Annotated in this window: 17 protein-coding genes; 8 read left to right on the top strand and 9 right to left on the bottom strand. The window is 35.6% G+C overall.

Going from position 1 to position 18370, the window contains the following annotated elements; genetic code table 11:
- Positions 1-275: 275 nt before the first annotated feature.
- The 4 genes from AB1280_RS11735 to AB1280_RS11720 all read right to left on the bottom strand — a co-directional run bounded on the left by AB1280_RS11735 (position 276) and on the right by AB1280_RS11720 (position 5070).
- Positions 276-1403 carry a glycosyltransferase family 4 protein gene (locus AB1280_RS11735; RefSeq protein ID WP_429755901.1) on the bottom strand — a complete coding sequence of 376 codons (1128 nt, stop codon included), beginning with the start codon at positions 1401-1403 and terminating at the stop codon, positions 276-278.
- A complete protein-coding gene (gene sat / locus AB1280_RS11730) occupies positions 1390-2571 on the bottom strand; it encodes a sulfate adenylyltransferase (RefSeq protein WP_429755900.1) in 1182 nt (393 codons plus the stop codon). Before sat ends, AB1280_RS11735 begins: the two co-directional genes overlap by 14 nt.
- A gap of 11 nt (positions 2572-2582) precedes the next feature.
- Entirely contained in the window at positions 2583-3188 is a 606-nt protein-coding gene (gene cysC / locus AB1280_RS11725; RefSeq protein ID WP_231559751.1) for an adenylyl-sulfate kinase, read from the bottom strand.
- An 88-nt stretch (positions 3189-3276) separates the two neighbouring features.
- Positions 3277-5070: an SLC13 family permease gene (locus AB1280_RS11720; protein ID WP_429755899.1), complete on the bottom strand. Its 1794-nt coding sequence runs from the start codon at positions 5068-5070 to the stop codon at positions 3277-3279.
- Positions 5071-5752: 682 nt separating this feature from the next.
- On the opposite strand from AB1280_RS11720, the gene AB1280_RS11715 reads away from it, so the two are divergent.
- Positions 5753-7027 (top strand): glycosyltransferase family 2 protein, encoded by a 1275-nt coding sequence (locus AB1280_RS11715; protein ID WP_272187356.1) that lies wholly within the window; start codon positions 5753-5755, stop codon positions 7025-7027.
- 356 nt (positions 7028-7383) lie between these two features.
- Here the strand turns inward: AB1280_RS11715 and AB1280_RS11710 are convergent, their stop codons facing one another.
- The 4 genes from AB1280_RS11710 to AB1280_RS11695 all read right to left on the bottom strand — a co-directional run bounded on the left by AB1280_RS11710 (position 7384) and on the right by AB1280_RS11695 (position 11033).
- Positions 7384-8358 (bottom strand): CgeB family protein, encoded by a 975-nt coding sequence (locus tag AB1280_RS11710; protein WP_429755898.1) that lies wholly within the window; start codon positions 8356-8358, stop codon positions 7384-7386.
- A gap of 66 nt (positions 8359-8424) precedes the next feature.
- Entirely contained in the window at positions 8425-8730 is a 306-nt protein-coding gene (locus tag AB1280_RS11705) for a CGEA protein (protein WP_429755897.1), read from the bottom strand.
- A 269-nt stretch (positions 8731-8999) separates the two neighbouring features.
- Positions 9000-9347 (bottom strand): hypothetical protein, encoded by a 348-nt coding sequence (locus tag AB1280_RS11700; RefSeq protein ID WP_429755896.1) that lies wholly within the window; start codon positions 9345-9347, stop codon positions 9000-9002.
- Between the two features lie 414 nt (positions 9348-9761).
- Positions 9762-11033, bottom strand: coding sequence for a glycosyltransferase (locus AB1280_RS11695; protein ID WP_429755895.1), 1272 nt, complete (start codon positions 11031-11033; stop codon positions 9762-9764).
- 280 nt (positions 11034-11313) lie between these two features.
- Between AB1280_RS11695 and AB1280_RS11690 the strand changes: the two genes are divergently transcribed.
- The 5 genes from AB1280_RS11690 (at position 11314) to AB1280_RS11670 (ending at position 15727) form a co-directional block, all read left to right on the top strand.
- The gene (locus tag AB1280_RS11690) at positions 11314-11970 is read left to right on the top strand and encodes an acetyltransferase (protein WP_272187359.1); all 657 of its coding nucleotides are present in this window, start codon (positions 11314-11316) and stop codon (positions 11968-11970) included.
- A 431-nt stretch (positions 11971-12401) separates the two neighbouring features.
- Positions 12402-13592 (top strand): DegT/DnrJ/EryC1/StrS family aminotransferase, encoded by a 1191-nt coding sequence (locus AB1280_RS11685; RefSeq protein WP_429755894.1) that lies wholly within the window; start codon positions 12402-12404, stop codon positions 13590-13592.
- 39 nt (positions 13593-13631) lie between these two features.
- Complete coding sequence (locus AB1280_RS11680) at positions 13632-14597, top strand: glycosyltransferase family 2 protein (protein WP_429755893.1); 966 nt, start codon at positions 13632-13634, stop codon at positions 14595-14597.
- Positions 14598-14670: 73 nt separating this feature from the next.
- The gene (locus AB1280_RS11675; protein ID WP_429755892.1) at positions 14671-15606 is read left to right on the top strand and encodes a glycosyltransferase family protein; all 936 of its coding nucleotides are present in this window, start codon (positions 14671-14673) and stop codon (positions 15604-15606) included.
- Between the two features lie 4 nt (positions 15607-15610).
- A complete protein-coding gene (locus AB1280_RS11670) occupies positions 15611-15727 on the top strand; it encodes an NAD-dependent epimerase/dehydratase family protein (protein WP_429755891.1) in 117 nt (38 codons plus the stop codon).
- A gap of 237 nt (positions 15728-15964) precedes the next feature.
- Here AB1280_RS11670 and AB1280_RS11665 read toward each other — a convergent pair whose 3' ends face one another.
- Positions 15965-16456, bottom strand: a complete 492-nt coding sequence (locus AB1280_RS11665) for an exosporium glycoprotein BclB-related protein (RefSeq protein WP_429755890.1) — start codon at positions 16454-16456, stop codon at positions 15965-15967.
- 25 nt (positions 16457-16481) lie between these two features.
- On the opposite strand from AB1280_RS11665, the gene AB1280_RS11660 reads away from it, so the two are divergent.
- Positions 16482-17423: a hypothetical protein gene (locus tag AB1280_RS11660; RefSeq protein ID WP_429755889.1), complete on the top strand. Its 942-nt coding sequence runs from the start codon at positions 16482-16484 to the stop codon at positions 17421-17423.
- Between the two features lie 407 nt (positions 17424-17830).
- Positions 17831-18355 (top strand): CotO family spore coat protein, encoded by a 525-nt coding sequence (locus AB1280_RS11655; RefSeq protein WP_429755888.1) that lies wholly within the window; start codon positions 17831-17833, stop codon positions 18353-18355.
- Positions 18356-18370 lie beyond the last annotated feature (15 nt).

The following is an 18370-nucleotide window of genomic DNA, read 5'->3' as shown; positions in this document are numbered from 1 at the left end:
CGAAACAATTTTACAATTATTGTTTCGTCTCTCTAGAATAATGAATAGATGATTTATACATTAAATAAAGGTTCATCACCAAAAGACGGGGGTGACATATAGATAGATGTACACTCCACTCCGAGTGGACGCTTTCCGCGGGCGAGAGCGAGCCTCCTCGGCAAGCCTGCGGGGTCTCACTTTCCTCGCTATTCCCGCAGGAGTCGCCACTCTCCGTTCCGTGTATTGAAAATGTTTCACTTTCAAAAAATCAACCCCATATTACGGTGATGAACCTAAATAAATCTTAATTCTGTCAATCGTTTTTCAATCATGTTTCCAATCACATTTGGTGAAAAATAGGTTATTATGGTCTCTTGTCCTTTCCTTGCGATAAGATTACACTGTGTTTGATTGGAGATAAGTTGGCGCATCAAATAAGCTGCATGCTCAATATCTGGCTTAGCCCATATTTGATAATGTTTGTAAGGACCGTAATTTCGTTTTATTGGGACGAGGGCATAATTGACAGGATAAGAATTATCTGCGTTCATAAAATCAGTATTACCAGACCAATTTGTACCAATTACTGGTTTTCCTAAATACATTGCTTCTGCTAGTACCAGTCCAAATCCTTCAGAACGGTGTAAAGAGACAACACAGTCAACTGATTGAATTAAGGCATTTACTTCTCCTCGAGTTAATGATTGATTAATAAGATAAATATTACGATTATCTTGAATTAGATGCTGAATCTGTTTCACTTCTGCAAGATTATTATTTGAATTATTGATTTTTAAAACAAGCCCAACGGAAGGATCATCCTTAGAAAACGCTTTTTGAAATGCTTGAATAGATGCAACTGGATTTTTGCGTTGTTGTATACTTCTAGGATCATACATGGAAAGAAATAAAAAGCGATCTGTTGGTAAATTAAAGTATTCACGACTTATACCTTCAGGGAATTCTACTTGGATGCAATGCGGGATACGAATTACAGGAAGGTTTGTTTTTTTAGATACAGCTTCTAGTACAAAAGATGAGGGAACCCATACTTCATCGACAAGTTTGAAGCTGGTATACCATTCCCTGGGAAGCTCTGGAAGCTCCCAATGCCAATAACCAATATTGTAGCGACCATTAAAAAATTGATGCCCAAGCTGTTTATGAGCGGTTGGAAATATATCTGGATTCATATGAAAAATATTCACATCGTGGGTAGGAGCGGTTATTTCTTTATGTTTCCAAGAGAAATCTAATGATTTTACATGTGGAAGCGAATAATTAATAATACCAAATGGAATGTTGGCACTTTGGATGGACTTTGCTGCGAGGCGACAAGATTCTCCTAGTCCAAATTCAGCACGTGCGTATCCTACTAAATTAATGCCTTTTTTTAATGGCGTTTCTTCAGTCTTTTGCATTGCTTCGCTTCATTCCTTTCATCAGCACCTCCGCCACTTCAGGACGAGTAAACTCAGACGGCAAAGTTTGTCCGTTACGAAGTATTTCTCTAACTTGGGTACCACTTAAAATAACACGATCAGTATTAGAATGTGGGCATGTTTTGACAGAAGCCATGCTCATACACTTTTTACAATAAAAACTGTGTTCGAAAAATAGTGGTTGAATTCCAATTGCAGTGAGATCAAAATTACGAAAGATTCTTTGGGCGTCGTACGTTCCGTAATAATTTCCTACACCTGCATGATCGCGGCCAACAATGAAGTGTGTACAACCGTAATTTTTTCTTACAAGCGCATGCATAACGGCTTCCCGAGGACCTGCGTAACGCATAGCGGCAGGGTAGATAACGAGGCGGGTGCGGTTAGTTGGATAATAGTTCTTCAGTAATACTTTATAGCTCTCCATTCGAATATCTGCAGGGATGTCATCTTTTTTTGTTTCTCCGACAAGTGGATTCAATAATAACCCGTCAACGATTTCAAGTGCTGTTTTTTGTAGATATTCATGTGCACGATGCACAGGATTTCGTGTTTGAAACCCAACGATAGTTTTCCAACCTAAATCATAAAACATATTTCTTGTTTCTTTTGGATCCATATAAAAATCTTGGAAATTTTTGTGTGAAGGTTTATTTAACAAAGAAATAGGTCCAGCTATATATATATCACCTTGTTCATATAATTTTTTTACACCTGGATGAGCAACTTCTGTTGTACCAAATACGAGCTGTGCTTCTTTTTGTTTATCATAATGAAACATATCTGTTATTTGCATAAATGCATAAGGAATCTGATCTTCTCCGTAAAGAATCACTTCAGTTCCAATACGCAAATCTTTTGCTTCATCTTGTGTGATAGGTAAAGTGATAGGAATTGTCCATGGCAGTCCATTTTTTAAATGCATAGTCATTAAGACGCTTTCATAATCATTTCTATCCATAAAACCGATGAGCGGACTAAAGCCGCCGTTTGCGATTAGTTCAATGTCAGAAATACTCCAAGCAGAGATCGTTAAAGAGGGGAGTTCGTTTACTTTATTTAAATATTCTTCACGCTCCGCTCCTTGTAATTCACGGTTAATTAGTATACCCCCATGAGGAAAAATTGTATCTATTGGACAGTCCATCATAATCCTCCTTAAATTGATAAGTAGTGATGTTTTTTGAGAAAATCTACGACTTGTATCGCGCATGCTTCAGCTGAACAACGATTAGAATCAAGAGTAATTTCTGGATTAAGTGGTTTTTCATAAGGGGAGGAAATTCCGGTAAATTCGATAATTTCTCCACTTCTAGCTTTTTTATATAAGCCTTTTGGATCTCTGTTTTCGCAATTTTCTAGAGAGCAGTCGATATAAACTTCAATAAACTCGTCAGGATGTACATTATTTCTAACCGCTTCACGATCGTTGCGGTACGGTGAAATAAATGTTGCCAACACGATAATGCCACAGTCTACAAACAATTTTGATACCTCACCTACGCGGCGGATATTCTCTTTGCGATCTGCTACTGAAAAACTAAGATCTTGGTTTAATCCTTTTCGGAGATTATCTCCATCAAGAATATAAGTGGAAATTCCTAATTGATGCAGCTTACTTTCAACGATATTGGCAATTGTGGATTTTCCAGATCCTGATAAACCTGTAAACCAAACAATGCAGCTTTTATGTTTATGCAAATTTTGTCGATCCTTTTTTGTAATTGAAAAGTGATGATAATATAAATTTGTTTGTTTTTCCAAAAAAATTTCTCCTTTCATATGAAGTAAAAAATGATTTAGTAATCAAGAACGTTTTTGACAATACAAAGTTAGTTTGTGTTTGTTTTATTTACATATAAAACGGCCAAAAGTATGGGATGAGTAGGACAGAAATAATCATGAAAAGGAAACCAAGCGGGAGACCTATTTTAAGAAAATCTATGAATTTATAGCCACCTGCTTGATAAACAATTAAATTTGCTTGATATCCTGTAGGTGTAGCGAAACTAGCAGAGGCAGCGATTGTAATAGCTATAATAAAAGGTTCGGGACTTAAAGACAGTTGTTTAGCAACGGAATAAGCAATAGGGAAAATGAAGGCAGCTGCCGCCGTGTTTGATAAAAATTCCGTACTAATCCATGTGAGTAAATAAATGATAGCAAGTAATGCTGTTGGACTAAATGTTGCGGTTTCGCCTACGAGTGTGTTAGCGAAGTAATTTGCGATTCCTGTTTTCTCCAAGGCGCTTGCCATTCCAAGAGATGATCCAATCATGATAAGTAAGCGTAAATCTACATATTTTCTTGCTTCCTGTACTGAAATGGACTTTGTAATGAATAATAAGATAACACTTAAAAAAGAAGCAGTTAAAATCGGTAGAATCCCTATTCCTGCACATAATATCATGAGAAGGAAGATAAAAAGAGGAATAAAGGAGGTCATCTTTTGATTTCTAGAAGGATTTTTAGGGGAACCAGTTTCGTGGGAAAGAAAGTAAAAATCATTAGAGTATTGATTCTCTATAAAAAATTTGTTTTCGGATAAAATATATAAAATATCTCCCGTTTTTAACCGAATAGACCCTATTTTTGAGAGGATTCTTTTACCGTTCCGAAAAACAGCAATTACAACAGCGTTGTATTTTGAGCGAAACTGAATTTCTTTAACGGTTCGATTGGATAAACAAGATTGTTTGGATATTACTATTTCTGAAAGAGTGATGTCATTATTGGAGGAGTTTTCGAGACTTAATCTAGAACTGAGGTGTAATGTAAAACCCTCAACTTTTTCCAAGTTTGAAATGGTAGAAATGTCTCCTGTAAATAACAAACAGTCATTTTGATTTAGTATATAATCTCCGGAAATTGGGATTATTATGTTTTCGTCTCTCATAACTCCAATTAAATATAAGCCTGCAAGGTTACGTAAGTTCGCTTGCTTAATTGTTTTTCCTATAAGTGGGCAACTTGATTCAACTTGAACTTCTCCTAAAAATGCATTTTTATTCTCTTCATCTATTTTGCTTCCTTTTTTGTATTCAGGAAGGAGTTTGCTTCCTATAAACACCATAAATAGAATGCCGATTACAGTACATGGGATGCCGATGATTCCTAATTCGAACATAGAAAGTCCATGATTACCTTGTTTTTTTAGTAAGGAGTTTACAACAATATTTGTAGATGTGCCGAGCAATGTACACATCCCCCCCATACTAGCTGCATATGCTAAGGGAATTAACAGTTTTGACGGAGCTAGGCCGATTTTTTGCGCCCAATTTTTTATTATTGGTGTAAGAATTACTATAATTGGTGTATTGTTAATAAATGCGGAGAGACTAGCTACAGGTATCATCAACTTAAGAATTGCTTTTTTATGACTTCTCTCATGACCGATTATTAACCGTGGAATTTGTTTGATGAAATCGTTCTTATTAACGGCAGAAGCTATAATTAATAAGGCTCCAATTGTTAATGTTCCTTCATTTGAGAACCCATCTAAAGCCTCAGAGGGAGCTAGGACTCCAAACATCATTAAAGAAACTAGTCCGCTGAACATAACGATATCAGCTGGAAACTTTTCGCACATTAAAACTATAAATGTAATAAAAATAATGAGGAGTGTAATTATACCGTGAATGGTCATATGATTCACCTATTCATAAATTGTTTTAACTGAGGGATATTGAACATGTAAAAGATAGAACAATAACATCTTGGTTAAATCACTTAAAGGAGAGTAGCTTAGATTAGTGCCTTAATACTTTATCGTACCTTTACTTTCGTTATAGAATGCATAGATGAAAAAACCGTAACTATATATATCCCAATGTTTTATCAATTCCATTATATAAAACAGTCATTATCTTTATATGTTATTTTTAGTGAATTGACACTGTTTTTGTGAACTTATACATTTGTAAGCTAGATTTGTAGGAAAGGACTTAGTATTTTTTATTAAGTTATGAAGGAATTGAATTCAATTTAGAATTTTCCGAAAATTTATTTCGATACTAACTTTGTATAAATTATATCAATACTTGAAAATGGTGAGCAGACATCCTTAAACTTTATTTTTTAGTTCTGCCTTCTTGAAATTCTACATAGCTATTGCTGAAAAGGTTTTATTCTTACGTTGAAACATTAGAAAGGCTGTGGAATTTATAAAGGTATTTAGTATACTAGAAAATAACAAATAGTATGGCAGTTAAAAGGTGACAAGCAGTATAAAGTATCTGTCAGTTCTATTTAATTAAGAATATTTTTGATTGAGTGAACACATGAATACTTTATGAGTAAAACGATTGACTGTAGAGGGGGGATGATTTTTGAATCCAAAAGTGTCAATTATTCTTACTAGTTATAATAAACCTGCATTAGTGGGGAAAGCGATTGAAAGTGTGTTAAGACAAACTTTAGATGAATGGGAACTTTTTATAATGGATGATCATTCGAATGAAGAAACAGTAAATGTTATTAAACAATATTTAGATGACCCAAGAATCACTTATATAAATAGCTTCATAGAGGACGAGGAACGTTATAAAAAGACGAGGTATGCCGTACTTATCAATAAAGCTATTCCGTTAACAAAAGGAACGTACATTTCTTATTTAACAGACGACACCGTCTATGTTCCGAAGAGGTTAGAAGAAATGGTATCTTTTTTTAATATAAATGCCAAGATAGATATTATTTATTCTTCGCAACAAGTGAAATTTGTAAACAACCAATTGAAGCTCCTTTCCGAAAGAGTAAGCAGAGCTCAGCATGTACTATATCAAGCAGCTAACGTTGTTGATCACTGTTCAGTTATGCATACACGTGCAATTTTAGAGAAAGTTCGGGAGAAGTATGGGGAATATTGGGATGAAAGTCCTGTTCATTGGTATAATGGAGATGCGGATTTCTGGGAGAAATTAAACACTTTTCAGCCATTCCATCCTATCGATATAGTGCTTGATATAACATACAAAACACCTTACTCTATTCAAAATCTATATAATAATTTACCTATAAAAATTCCGAATGGGACTTTGATAAAAGGGGAGAATCCACAGGTTTTTCTGATTGATCAGCAGCAAAGAAGGCTCATTACAAATGAGATGTTTACGTATTTTAAGTATAACTTAAAGAAGATAGTTATGATACCTGATTCTTTTTTATATGGATACGTAGAAGGTCCACCTATTGATAAGCCAACTATTATTCCAAATTTACGTATTATTCAAAGTGAACAAAATAAATTTTTCTACCTCGAAAATAATAAAAAACGACCGATAATGAATGTTTTAGCTTTTCGTAAATTCAAATTTTCTTTTTATGAAGTTATTAAAATAAACTCAACTTTACTAGATCATATACCTCAAGGATTGCCGATCTATCCTATTTTATCGCAGAATACTTGCTTGCCGGAAAATAAGGTATTTATATATAATAAACAATGTTCCATTACAATGAATTGTAAGCTTCATCTTATTGATAAAAAAATATTGAAAAAGCTTAATCTTTTAAATGATTGCATATATGTTTCAAGAACTGAGATGGAGAAATTTGAAAAAGGAGAACCAATTAGTTTGTATCTTACCAGATTTCTTAAATAGCACCGGCAGTTTTGCTTTTTATAAAATTGTTAATTCCCCCTCTTACTCTCAATTTTGATTTCACAGTTATACAATATCCTTTTCTTCTTGCAACCACCGGATTTTTATTCCGCTATTCGTGGGTAGTAAGACCGCCACCTCAAGCTTCAGAGAAGAGCGAAGAAGATAGGTGGGGGCATGTGTCCGATTGGTTTAACTAACCATCAGTGGGTGATGAAGAAAATCCCCACTGATGGAATTTTTATTTTATAGAAAGTGAAAAATCATCGGTAATACAACCGATGATTTTTGATTTAGAGGTTAAATAAATTAGTTATGCTATGGGCCTGAATAACTATATGCATATAGAAGGAAAGTTATAAAACCGTTTTTGAAGCAGTCTTAATTATGTTCTTAACTCGATGACCAAATGTATGTTGCTCTATCACTATTTTTCGAGCTTTTTGGGCGATGGTCTTCCTTTGCTCTTCGTCATCCATATAGATACCTAATTTGTGTAAGCAATCCTCGTAATCTAGATAAGATATCATTTCTTCTTCGGTAAAGAAGGAACGAAGATCGGGCTTTTCTTCTATTAGTTGAAAAGCCCCACAGGATGCAATATCAAATGTTCGGTTATTTATACTTTCGCTAATAACTCCATGCGTATTTTGGTTAAGCCAAAAATTGTGAGTTCGATGAGGATTTAATACAATTTTCGCTCCATTATAATAATAAGAGATCTTTTGTGGTTCAATCCATGTATCTTTAATGATAACTCTCGGGTTGTCTCTCCATTTTTTTTGTAGTCTGTTATACCAACCTTTTCCGACGAGTGTTATTTGATGTTTAGTATTTTCTAAAAGAAAATGAATAAAATTTACCCTTGTAGGATATGGGTATCCTACAAGAAGTAAATCACTTTTGTGTATATTTTCAACAGGAAGGGGCTTAAAGATTGTTGCATTTGTTCCTAATGGCAAATGGAAGACATCTGGATGAATAGATTGATAGTGCTTGAGAGCACCATTATCAATGGTAAAAATATAATCAAACCTATGAATCATTTGAATAGTTTTATCAATATAAAAAGGATCCTCGGTCATCCAGCATGCCAGTTTGATATCATTTTCTTTTAAATATTGAATAGCTGATAAGGAGAGGTGATCTCCTAATATTGTTAAAACCAGTTGGGGCTGAAAATTAGTAACAATCATTTTTAACTTCTCTATACTCTCTAATGGATGAAAGTGAAGCCATTCATAATCACTGTTACTTAGCCCAGCTTTTATACCTTGATCAAAATATTCGTAAATTCTTGGGTAGCCGGAAGAGATATATAATAATTTCACCATGCACCACCAATTAGAGTTTTGCTTCATAAAAATCTCTTGAGCAGTTGTTACTGAAAATTTATATTAAAAACGATCTTCTTGTTCTCCAAAAATTACTGTTGAGGCTGTTGGCCGATCGCCACCGCCTCCTGGAATTTCTGGACTGTACGAGACACTTTCAATATCGTTACAGCCGATTTGCAGAATAATAGTAGAACTTGGAGTTGTCATGTCTTCCTCTAGTAATGTAACTACACAACCTTGTGGGTCAAATAATGCAAAAGTAGCAGGTCCATACATATGACCTGATTTACCTACAATGGTTACAACAGTTCCTGGGGGTAATGTAGAGAATATAAAGCATGCGCTTCCATCACATGTTTGTGCCATAGATAAATATTTCCTCCTTTTAATTCATATAATGTTTTAGGGTTCATGATGAAAGATGTACAGTTTTATTAGTTGATAAGACAATGGTCTCTCTAAATAAGAAAATTCTTGGAGAGAGGACATTTTCTATAAATCCTTTGAAACTATTAATGAAGCAATCTAGGCTTAAGAAGCCTAGACCGATCATATATTGAATTGTAACAGACATAGCTGAACCCATTATATTTGGAATAGTACATATAATAGAAATTTAGAAGTTAGTTAAGTAGTTAAACAACTTGTACCGCTCGTAGAGAAGCGAATTGAACCTGTGCAGAATCTAAATCTAGTTTGTCCCAGATAACATCAACGCCAATGATAGTACCAGTAGTTGCTTTGAAAAGAACAGAGCCAGTTAATATACCGGCATATCGACCTGTAAATCCACCGCCTCCAGTACCTGGAATTGCTTCTACAGTTGAGTCTGCGACCCTAGAGAATGAACCAGGAATTTGAGAAGGAACGGTAGTAGAGGTTAATACTCCAGTGAAATCGACTAAGTCAGGGGGAATAACTGAAAAAGGGATATTGAAAGTTACAGTATAGTCGATTTGATATACCCCAGGTACGTTAATCAATAATCCATTCGTTGTATTTACTGTGTTATTTAGTGGACCGCTTGAAGGGAAAGTTATAGTATTTGTGCCATTAGCAAGTGTTTGTGCTACTTCAGTAAATATAAATCCATATGCTGGGGGAGGCGGTGCGGGGAAGTCGACAGGAAATGACGGAGGGCAATTGAAATGGTTATTCATTTTTTCACCTCTTTTAAGTTTCTTAATACATTTAATGAAATAACAAGCTAAATTGTTATGGATAAGTCCCTATTTTTTGTTGAAAATGGGGACTTATCTGTTGATGTAGGCGTAGCAAGGGGGGGATGAATTTAGCGGAGAACCGTATAAGGGTGCTGGAGAATTTATAAAAACATTCATGTTGCACTAATGTACGCTCAATTTTAAGAAGTGTTTGATCGCTCAATTTTTCATATATTATTCATAAAACTTTGTATTTTGTTCTACATATGAAGCTATATTCGGAGGTAATTGTTTTATTTTGGCTTCAAGAAATTTCTGAGCAGTGCGGCCTAAATTGCGTTTACTTTCATTATAATAAGCGCATATGGAAATTTCATAATCAAAAAGATAATCATAGACGTGATAATCTACAAATAGAATATCGTCTTTCGGAAAAGGTATTTCTTTTCCGTGTAATGCATACATCAAACTGACGTTATTTTTAGATTTATATCGATATAGTTTTGCAAGGTGGTATAAAGGCTCAGCCCTGCTAGGTCTGTATTCCCAAGAATTTTGAAGATAAATAGTCGCAAGGGCAAAAAACTGTTCTTCCTGATCAACGAAGTTAGTTATTATGGATTGATCAAGAACTGAATTCTCTTTTATGGATTCTTGGATTAATTGTTCGCGTTTGAAAGAACATTGATCAGCTAAGCGTTCGTAACAGAGACCTATTTTGAATAAGGAGTAAAATACTTCTTCTTCCCATCCACCAGCATCCACTCTTTTTTTATACCATATGATAGCTTCCTCTAATTCATTGAGAATAGATAATGTTTGTGCTAAGTAAAACATGTATCTAATTTTTAAATAGATTGGTGTTGTGTGATTATTAATCCCTTCTAAAAGTAAACGTTTATCCCGTTCGAATTTATCACTTCTACTGCCGCCGTCTGCTTGATCGTAGATAATTAAGCTATCGAGCTTTCCGGTTGTATAAGAGGAAGGCCCTTGATTAGCCCCTAATTTAGAATAGTCTATATCCCAATATTCATGTGTAACTCCAACAGATGCCCATGGTAAAGATGTCTTGAGAAGGCGACTCAGCCAATATTTAATGTTGCTATCATATTGCATAGTAAGGTAATGATCCTTATTTAAGGTACACTTATCAAAGTCAGACTGAACCTCTAAGATCATATCAGCATCAAGTAGCAATAAATAATCAGCTTCTGGATACGTTGCTTGGGCTAACTGTACAGCTAAAGTTCGATTATATCCAAAGTTTTTAAAAGGTTCATGATGCACAGTACCAAGTATATTATTTTCGTTGCACCAATTTTTAATGATTTCAGGTGTGTTATCAGTGGAACCTGTATCACAAATCGAAACAAAATCAATAATTGATTTCGCGGAATCTAAACATCTTTCTATAATTTTTGATTCATTTTTTACAATCATACAAAGGCATAATTTCTTTTCTGATTTTTTGTGTGAAAGTGTTTTTAATATCTCTCTTGCCATTATCTTTTCTCCTCTCTATCGTGCTGATAAAGATTGTATTAGCACATGTAGATATGAGTGTAGAGCATTCGAGCGAATAATAGAGGTACGTTAGATTTATCATATGCTGTAAACATAATCTATGTGAAGATAGTGGGCAGTTCATTTCCAATGTTAAGTATTCATAATAAAGAAACGAAAATCATAAATAATTATTATAAGTAATTTTCTTGTATATAAATATAAATTCAGATAAGAAATGAGTTAATCGTCTTTAGTGACATACGAGGAAGTGAAGAACGTGAAAAAAATTGTTGTTTTTGGCTCAGGAGGTCATGCCAAGGTTGTTATTGATGTCATTCGACGAGCTGGAGATTATGAGATTTATGGAATAGTTGATGGCTATCGTTCACAAAATGAAGTGGTTTACGGTTATGAAGTAATAGGTGATGAATCCAATCTATTATCTGTTAAAGATCATATTCAAGGGGGAATTGTAGCTGTAGGAGATAATTGGATAAGAAGGGGAATAGTGGAGAAAGTAAAGGCTATTATTCCAGAGTTTCTGTTTATTTGTGCTATTCATCCATCTGCTATTATTAGTGAAGATGTAATTATTAGTGAAGGAACGGTAGTAGCGGGCGGAGCTGTAATTAATAGTAACGTGCGAATAGGAGCACACTGCATTGTTAATACAAATTCTAGTATAGATCATGACTGTGTAATTGATAATTATGCGACTATCGCACCAGGTGCTACTTTGGGAGGGAACGTTAAGATTGGGGATTATTCTGTTGTTTCTTTAGGAGCAAATGTAATTCATTCCATTACAATAGGCGAGCATACTGTAATTGGTGCCGGTGCGACAGTTGTAAAAGATATCGGTTCTTATGCACTTGCGGTTGGCGTACCAGCAACAAAAATAAAATCTAGAGAAAAGGGAGATAAATATTTATAAGTTCAGAGGGAATTCAGAATATTTCCTGAAAAAGGAGCTGACTCAAAAGATATCTACATTTCTTTTGAGTCAGCTCCTTTTTTATTTTTTAAAGCTTTCGTCATAATTGTTTATTATCACTATGAGAAATTTTTTTGAATTAAATGGGAAAATAATTTATTAAGGGATATGGTAAGTGACTATATATGAGTCATGACCTTGTTGTGGCAAAACATGTATAGTTCACATAAATTGTAACAACATTACTTTTTTTGAAAACGGTATTTAGGAGCTAGTAGTTGTGTGATAAGAGGGTGCCATAATTACAAGGTAATTTATGATCGTATATGAAATGATTCCGAAAACCTAAATATTTTACTTAAAGTAGAATTAGAGCGAAATTACATATGTATAGAAGGGAGAATTGATAATAGTGGTAGCATAGAGCTATTATGAATGAACGTTCAAATTATGAAAGGAGGCTGAGTATTATCGAAATTAAAAAGTTCTCTAAACCCATTTATGTTACTTCCCCTTTTCTTCCTCCATTTCAAGAGTTTTCTCGTTTAATAGAACAAATTTGGGAAAATCGATATTTAACAAACAATGGACTGCTACATCAACAATTCGAAATGGGAGTAAGGAAATATTTGGGTGTTGAAAAGAATACACTATTTGTAAATGGGCATATGGCGCTCGATGTTGCAATTAAATCTTTGCAGTTAACAGGAGAGGTGATTACAACACCTTTTACATTTGCCTCGACAACCCACGCCATTTCCATGAATGGATTAATTCCAGTATTTTGTGATGTAAATAAACATGATTATAATTTAGATGTTTCAAAAATTGAATCGTTAATTACTGAACATACTTCGGCAATTATACCCGTACATGTTTTTGGCATTCCTTGCGATGTTTATGAAATTGAAAGAATAGCAAAAAAATATAATTTAAAGGTTATATATGATGCAGCCCATGCTTTTGGTGTAAAAGTAGACGGAAAAGGAATTGGCGTATTTGGCGATATATCTATGTTTAGTATGCATGCAACAAAGGTTTTTCATTCTATTGAAGGTGGAATACTTACTTATCATGATGAAACATTATCAGAAGCATTAAATCAGTATAAAAATTTTGGGTATAAAAGTTCGGGAGAGGTTAGCTTAGTCGGTTTAAATGCTAAAATGAACGAATTTCAAGCGGCGATGGGTATTTTGAATCTCCGACATATAAACGAAGAAATGAATAGAAGAAAAAAAATAACAAGTATGTATCGTAATCAATTAAAAAGCATTCCAGGTATTCGTTTTATAGAAGAAATGGAGAATGTCCAATATAATTATTCGTATTTTTCCATAGAGGTTGATGAAGCGATCTATGGACTAGATCGTAATCAATTATATGAACGTTTAATGTCGTATAACGTATTTACAAGGAAATATTTTTCGCCATTAACAAGTGATTTTATCTGTTATAAAGATCAGTATGATTCAGGGAAAACACCAATTGCGAAAGAAATAGCAAATAAAGTTTTAGTGTTGCCGTTATACGGTGAATTACAAGTTGGAGATGTAGAAAAAATTTGTATGATAATTAAAACAATCCCGGAACTAGTTGAATTGGAATGGGAGAAGGATTAGGAGGCAGTAAGAAAAAATGTTTAGGGAGGGATTGTGATTATGAGCAATTTAGATAGTAATAAACAAATAGATAAGGTAATAAATTATGCCAATTCTTGTCCAAAAGTAAATGTTATTATTGCAGCTTACAATATGAAAGAGTATTTAAAAGAAACTGTCGATAGTGTGTTACGTCAAGATTATCCCAATTTAGAAATTATTGTTGCTGATGATTGTTCAATTGATGGTACACAAGATATGATGAAACGATATGACGAGAATCCGAAAGTTAGATATATTCGAAATGAAGTGAATTTAGGTTCGAGGATGAACGGCCGAAAATTACTTCATGAACATGCAGATGGTAAATATATATTGTGTATTAATCACGATGATTATCTTACGCAAAATAATTATATTAGTAAGGCTGTAGCGTTGCTTGAAGAAAATCCTAATGTCTCACTTGTTTTTGCGAATTTACATTTTTTTGATGTTGATTCAGGAGACTGCAGACCAATTACACAAGATATACCTACGATTACAAAAGGTAGTGATTACTTTTTAAACTATGAAACTGGTAGTTATCCTCATATAACAAGTACATTAACATCAGTATTTAGAAGAGAAGACGCTATTCGCATGTGCTGCTTTATGGAAAAATCAGAATGCCAAGATCTATTTTTGTATTTGAAATTAATGTTAATTGGTGATATTGGATTTATTGCAGATCATGTCGGTGTGTATCGTTTCCATAAAAATAGTTTAAGTTTTAACATGCCAACTGAGGGTGATTATGGAACGATTGAAGATCTTGAAGAATTATATGTTAATGCATTAGAGCTAGGTTTAGATAAAAGTCAATTAGCTGAATGGTTAACTATACGAGTATATAAATATGTGAATTGGCGCTTTGAAATAATGTGGTTCAATAATCAAAAAAGTAATGCATTACAATTGCTAACGAGTATTTCAGAAAAGCATCCTCTTGTATTTTATTGGATTACAAATCGTCTACATTGGGAATAGAAGTATAACGCTCAATTTTTAATGGAAGAAAGTGCAATCTACATGAAAAATAGATATAAGGTGGAGAGAGTGAGTGGAAAAGTTCAACCTATTGTTAATTATTAGAAACTACAGTAAGTGGATTCATACGGCACCTTTTTATCTTCAAGAAGAACTTTCAAAAATTACAAACTTATTTGTTTGGAATGAAGATGGTGACATTTCTAATATTCTTAATACTATTCATTTTAAACCTGATTTTATATTAATCTACTTATTTGACACAGAGGCGAATGCACCAAAAATTACGGGACTTCGTAATTTGAAAATTCCATATGGAATATATATAGAAGATTTACATCACAATCCAGCTAAAACATATGCTGCAATAAAACATGAAAACGTTGAAAATATATTTACGTGTTATAGAGATGCTTTTCATAAGTTTTATCCTGATTTTTCTGATAAAATCAAATGGTTTCCTCATCATGTTAATACTGAAATCTTTAAGGACTATGGTCAAAAAAAAGATATTGATATGCTATTAATGGGAGCGGTCATTCCGTATTATTATCCACTAAGATGTAAAATCCTCGAAACTTATCAAAATGAAGCAAATTTTATATATCATGGACATCCGGGCTATAGAAATATTGATAATGAAGAAATTCAAAATGTATTTGTTCGCGAAAGTTATGCAAAGGAAATAAATAGAGCGAAATTATTTTTCACGTGCAATTCAATATATGGATATACAATTTTAAAATACTTTGAAGTATTAGCATGTAACACTTTATTACTTGCTCCAAGTTCAGATGAGATTTTAGATTTAGGTTTAAAGCCAGGGGTGCATTTTGTTGAAATAGATGAAAATAATTTTATGGAAAAGGCAAATTATTATTTGACACATGACGAAGAACGAGAAGAAATTAGTAAGAATGGATTTGAACTCGTACAAGAAAAGCATGCAACTACCCAACGGGCTCAACAACTAAAAGAGATGATTCATGAAATATTAAAAGGAGGATAACCATTTGAAAGTTTTAGTTGCAGGCGGAGCGGGCTTTATTGGTTCACATATTATCTCCACATTGTTGGAAAACAATGTGGAGACAGTGGTTGTTAACAATTTAACTACAGGGGAGGTCTAAAACAAAGGGAGAAAGCATATTGTCTTTTGCATGGCATTGAATTATGTGTCGGAAAATTAAAGTGTATATATAATTTATTTCATGCTTCCTTAATATTGTGAAATGAGCGTTTATCCTGTTACATCCTCATTATAATGCTCATGATTAGTATTGAAAGGTAGAAAAGGTTTAAAAATAAAAGCAGGCTGCGGAGAAGGATTTTCCACAGCCTGCTTTTGTTGTTGAGGCGTTATAGCTTTAGTAGTCAATTGTAATGCCAGCACTTGCATAACCTGTCACAGTCGTAACAAGACCTAACGTACTGACTGAAGTTACAGTAAACACCATTAATAAACGATCGCCAGCGTTTACAGATGCAGTTAATCCAGTAAGAGAATTAAAGAGGTTTTGGAAAGTCCCAATTGGTCCTGTGATGTTTGGATTTAAAGTGACAAGAGTAGAAGGGATTGCATCAAAGGTGTTGTCGTTAGGGTTTGTATTTCTATATACTTGAGCTCGAACTGTTGCACTAGTACCAAGGTTGACAATTGCTATAGCAGAAAGGTGTGCATAGACTGATGTGATTGTTCCATTACGTGGAACGACAAATGCTTCATTGGCTATCCCTACAAGTGGTAGAGTTAGGCTAGTATTTGGATCGGCACCTAAAATACCTACACCAGGAACAAAAGATCCAAATCCAATTAGACTTCCAGTACCTAGCAATCCACCAGCAAGAGTAGTCAGCACAGCGGGACCACCTGATGCGAATGGAATGATAGAAGCAGGTCCAGTCGGCCCAGTCGGCCCAGTCGGTCCAGTCGGCCCAGTCGGCCCAGTCGGTCCAGTTGGCCCAGTTGGCCCAGTCGGTCCAGTTGGCCCAGTTGGCCCAGTCGGTCCAGTTGGCCCAGTCGGTCCAGTTGGCCCAGTTTCACCAGTCGGCCCAGTCGGCCCAGTCGGCCCAGTCGGCCCAGTTGGCCCAGTCGGCCCAGTCGGTCCAGTTGGCCCAGTCGGTCCAGTCGGTCCAGTTGGTCCAGTTGGCCCAGTCGGTCCAGTTGGCCCAGTCGGCCCAGTTGGCCCAGTCGGCCCAGTTGGCCCAGTCGGCCCAGTTGGCCCAGTCGGTCCAGTTGGCCCAGTTTCACCAGTCGGCCCAGTCGGTCCAGTTGGCCCAGTCGGTCCAGTTGGCCCAGTCGGTCCAGTTGGCCCAGTCGGTCCAGTTGGCCCAGTCGGTCCAGTTGGCCCAGTTGGCCCAGTCGGCCCAGTTGGCCCAGTTGGCCCAGTCGGTCCAGTTGGCCCAGTTTCACCAGTCGGCCCAGTCGGTCCAGTCGGCCCAGTCGGCCCAGTTGGTCCAGTTGGCCCAGTTGGTCCAGTTGGTCCAGTCGGTCCAGTCGGCCCAGTCGGTCCAGTTGGTCCAGTTGGCCCAGTTGGTCCAGTTGGTCCAGTCGGTCCAGTCGGCCCAGTCGGTCCAGTCGGTCCAGTCGGTCCAGTTGGCCCAGTTGGCCCAGTCGGCCCAGTCGGTCCAGTCGGTCCAGTCGGTCCAGTTGGTCCAGTTGGTCCAGTCGGTCCAGTCGGTCCAGTCGGCCCAGTCGGTCCAGTCGGCCCAGTCGGCCCAGTCGGTCCAGTTGGCCCGGTCGGCCCAATAGGTCCAGGTCCAGTCGGTCCAGTCGGCCCAGTCGGTCCAGTCGGTCCAGGTTCTGGTATAGGAAATGCACATTGAAACGGTATGCATTTGTTATTATTCGAATTACCCAAATTGAATCCTCCTTATTTGTTTAATAAAATAGTCAATTCCATACATTTTATGAATTATAAGAGAGATTGGTACTGGGTTATCTCTCTAAATGGGAGATTTCTTGATAGAGAAAAGGAATCTTTCCCCTGTCACATGCAAGGGCTAAAACACAGATAGAAAATAATACAAGGAAACATAGTTTTATTGCTTCGTACATTCTAAATTTATTTAATGGAGAGAAGTGAAGAATGGTTATAGACCAGCTTCTAGTTTTAAGGGAATGGGGAAAATGCCTTATATACATAGAGAAAGAAGTGATTTTTAACGAAACTTCTCCGTTCTGTATGAATATAACTGTAATAACGTATATTTTAGTAAAAAGGGGGATGGAGATGGTGGGGAAACAAATAAAGAAAATAGAAAATCAACCGTTATTATATATTCATCATTTAGATTTATATAAACTCCAGCGCCATATGCAGCAAAGTGTGATTGTGAAACAAATAGAACGAACTGCTGAAGTAAAGGAAAGTGAAACAGAAGATATGGAAAAGAGAAAACAAACTCAAGGGGGTGTAGAAGAAATGCATGTGGCTGATCAACATAATGTGCAAATAGATCCAACGGAAGAAGAGAGTCTAGAGCAAGATAAGGAATCATTTGTAGAATCTTCAAGTAGCGCATGGCAGAATAAATCGTTTAAAGATATGAATAACGAGGAAAAAATTTATTTCTTGTTAAATCAACCTCATTATATACCAAATGTAAAATGTATTGTGAAAACAGAAAAAGCTTCTTATGTAGGGGTTATTACTTCTTATGAAAATGGAGTGCTGCAAATGGTGATACCAAGCCATATTGGGAATTTTCCTCTAAGCATAGAAGAGGTAGTATCGATTCGCATGACGGGACTATAATGTCGAAAAGGTGGT

Source organism: Bacillus sp. S10(2024) (genome assembly GCF_050473865.1).
Classification (GTDB): Bacteria; Bacillota; Bacilli; order Bacillales; family Bacillaceae_G; genus Bacillus_A.
Note: the sequence above shows the minus strand (reverse complement) of the source record. Positions and strands in the feature narration are given on the sequence as shown.

Bases quoted from the DNA above. Each gene is read 5' to 3' on its own strand.
- AB1280_RS11735 (WP_429755901.1), bottom strand. From the start codon at position 1,403: ATGCAAAAGACTGAAGAAACGCCATTAAAAAAAGGCATTAATTTAGTA.
- sat (WP_429755900.1), bottom strand. From the start codon at position 2,571: ATGGACTGTCCAATAGATACAATTTTTCCTCATGGGGGTATACTAATT.
- AB1280_RS11720 (WP_429755899.1), bottom strand. From the start codon at position 5,070: ATGACCATTCACGGTATAATTACACTCCTCATTATTTTTATTACATTT.
- AB1280_RS11705 (WP_429755897.1), bottom strand. From the start codon at position 8,730: ATGGCACAAACATGTGATGGAAGCGCATGCTTTATATTCTCTACATTA.
- AB1280_RS11695 (WP_429755895.1), bottom strand. From the start codon at position 11,033: ATGGCAAGAGAGATATTAAAAACACTTTCACACAAAAAATCAGAAAAG.
- AB1280_RS11685 (WP_429755894.1), top strand. From the start codon at position 12,402: ATGAATGAACGTTCAAATTATGAAAGGAGGCTGAGTATTATCGAAATT.
- AB1280_RS11680 (WP_429755893.1), top strand. From the start codon at position 13,632: ATGAGCAATTTAGATAGTAATAAACAAATAGATAAGGTAATAAATTAT.
- AB1280_RS11660 (WP_429755889.1), top strand. From the start codon at position 16,482: ATGATAGAAGCAGGTCCAGTCGGCCCAGTCGGCCCAGTCGGTCCAGTC.
- AB1280_RS11655 (WP_429755888.1), top strand. From the start codon at position 17,831: ATGGTGGGGAAACAAATAAAGAAAATAGAAAATCAACCGTTATTATAT.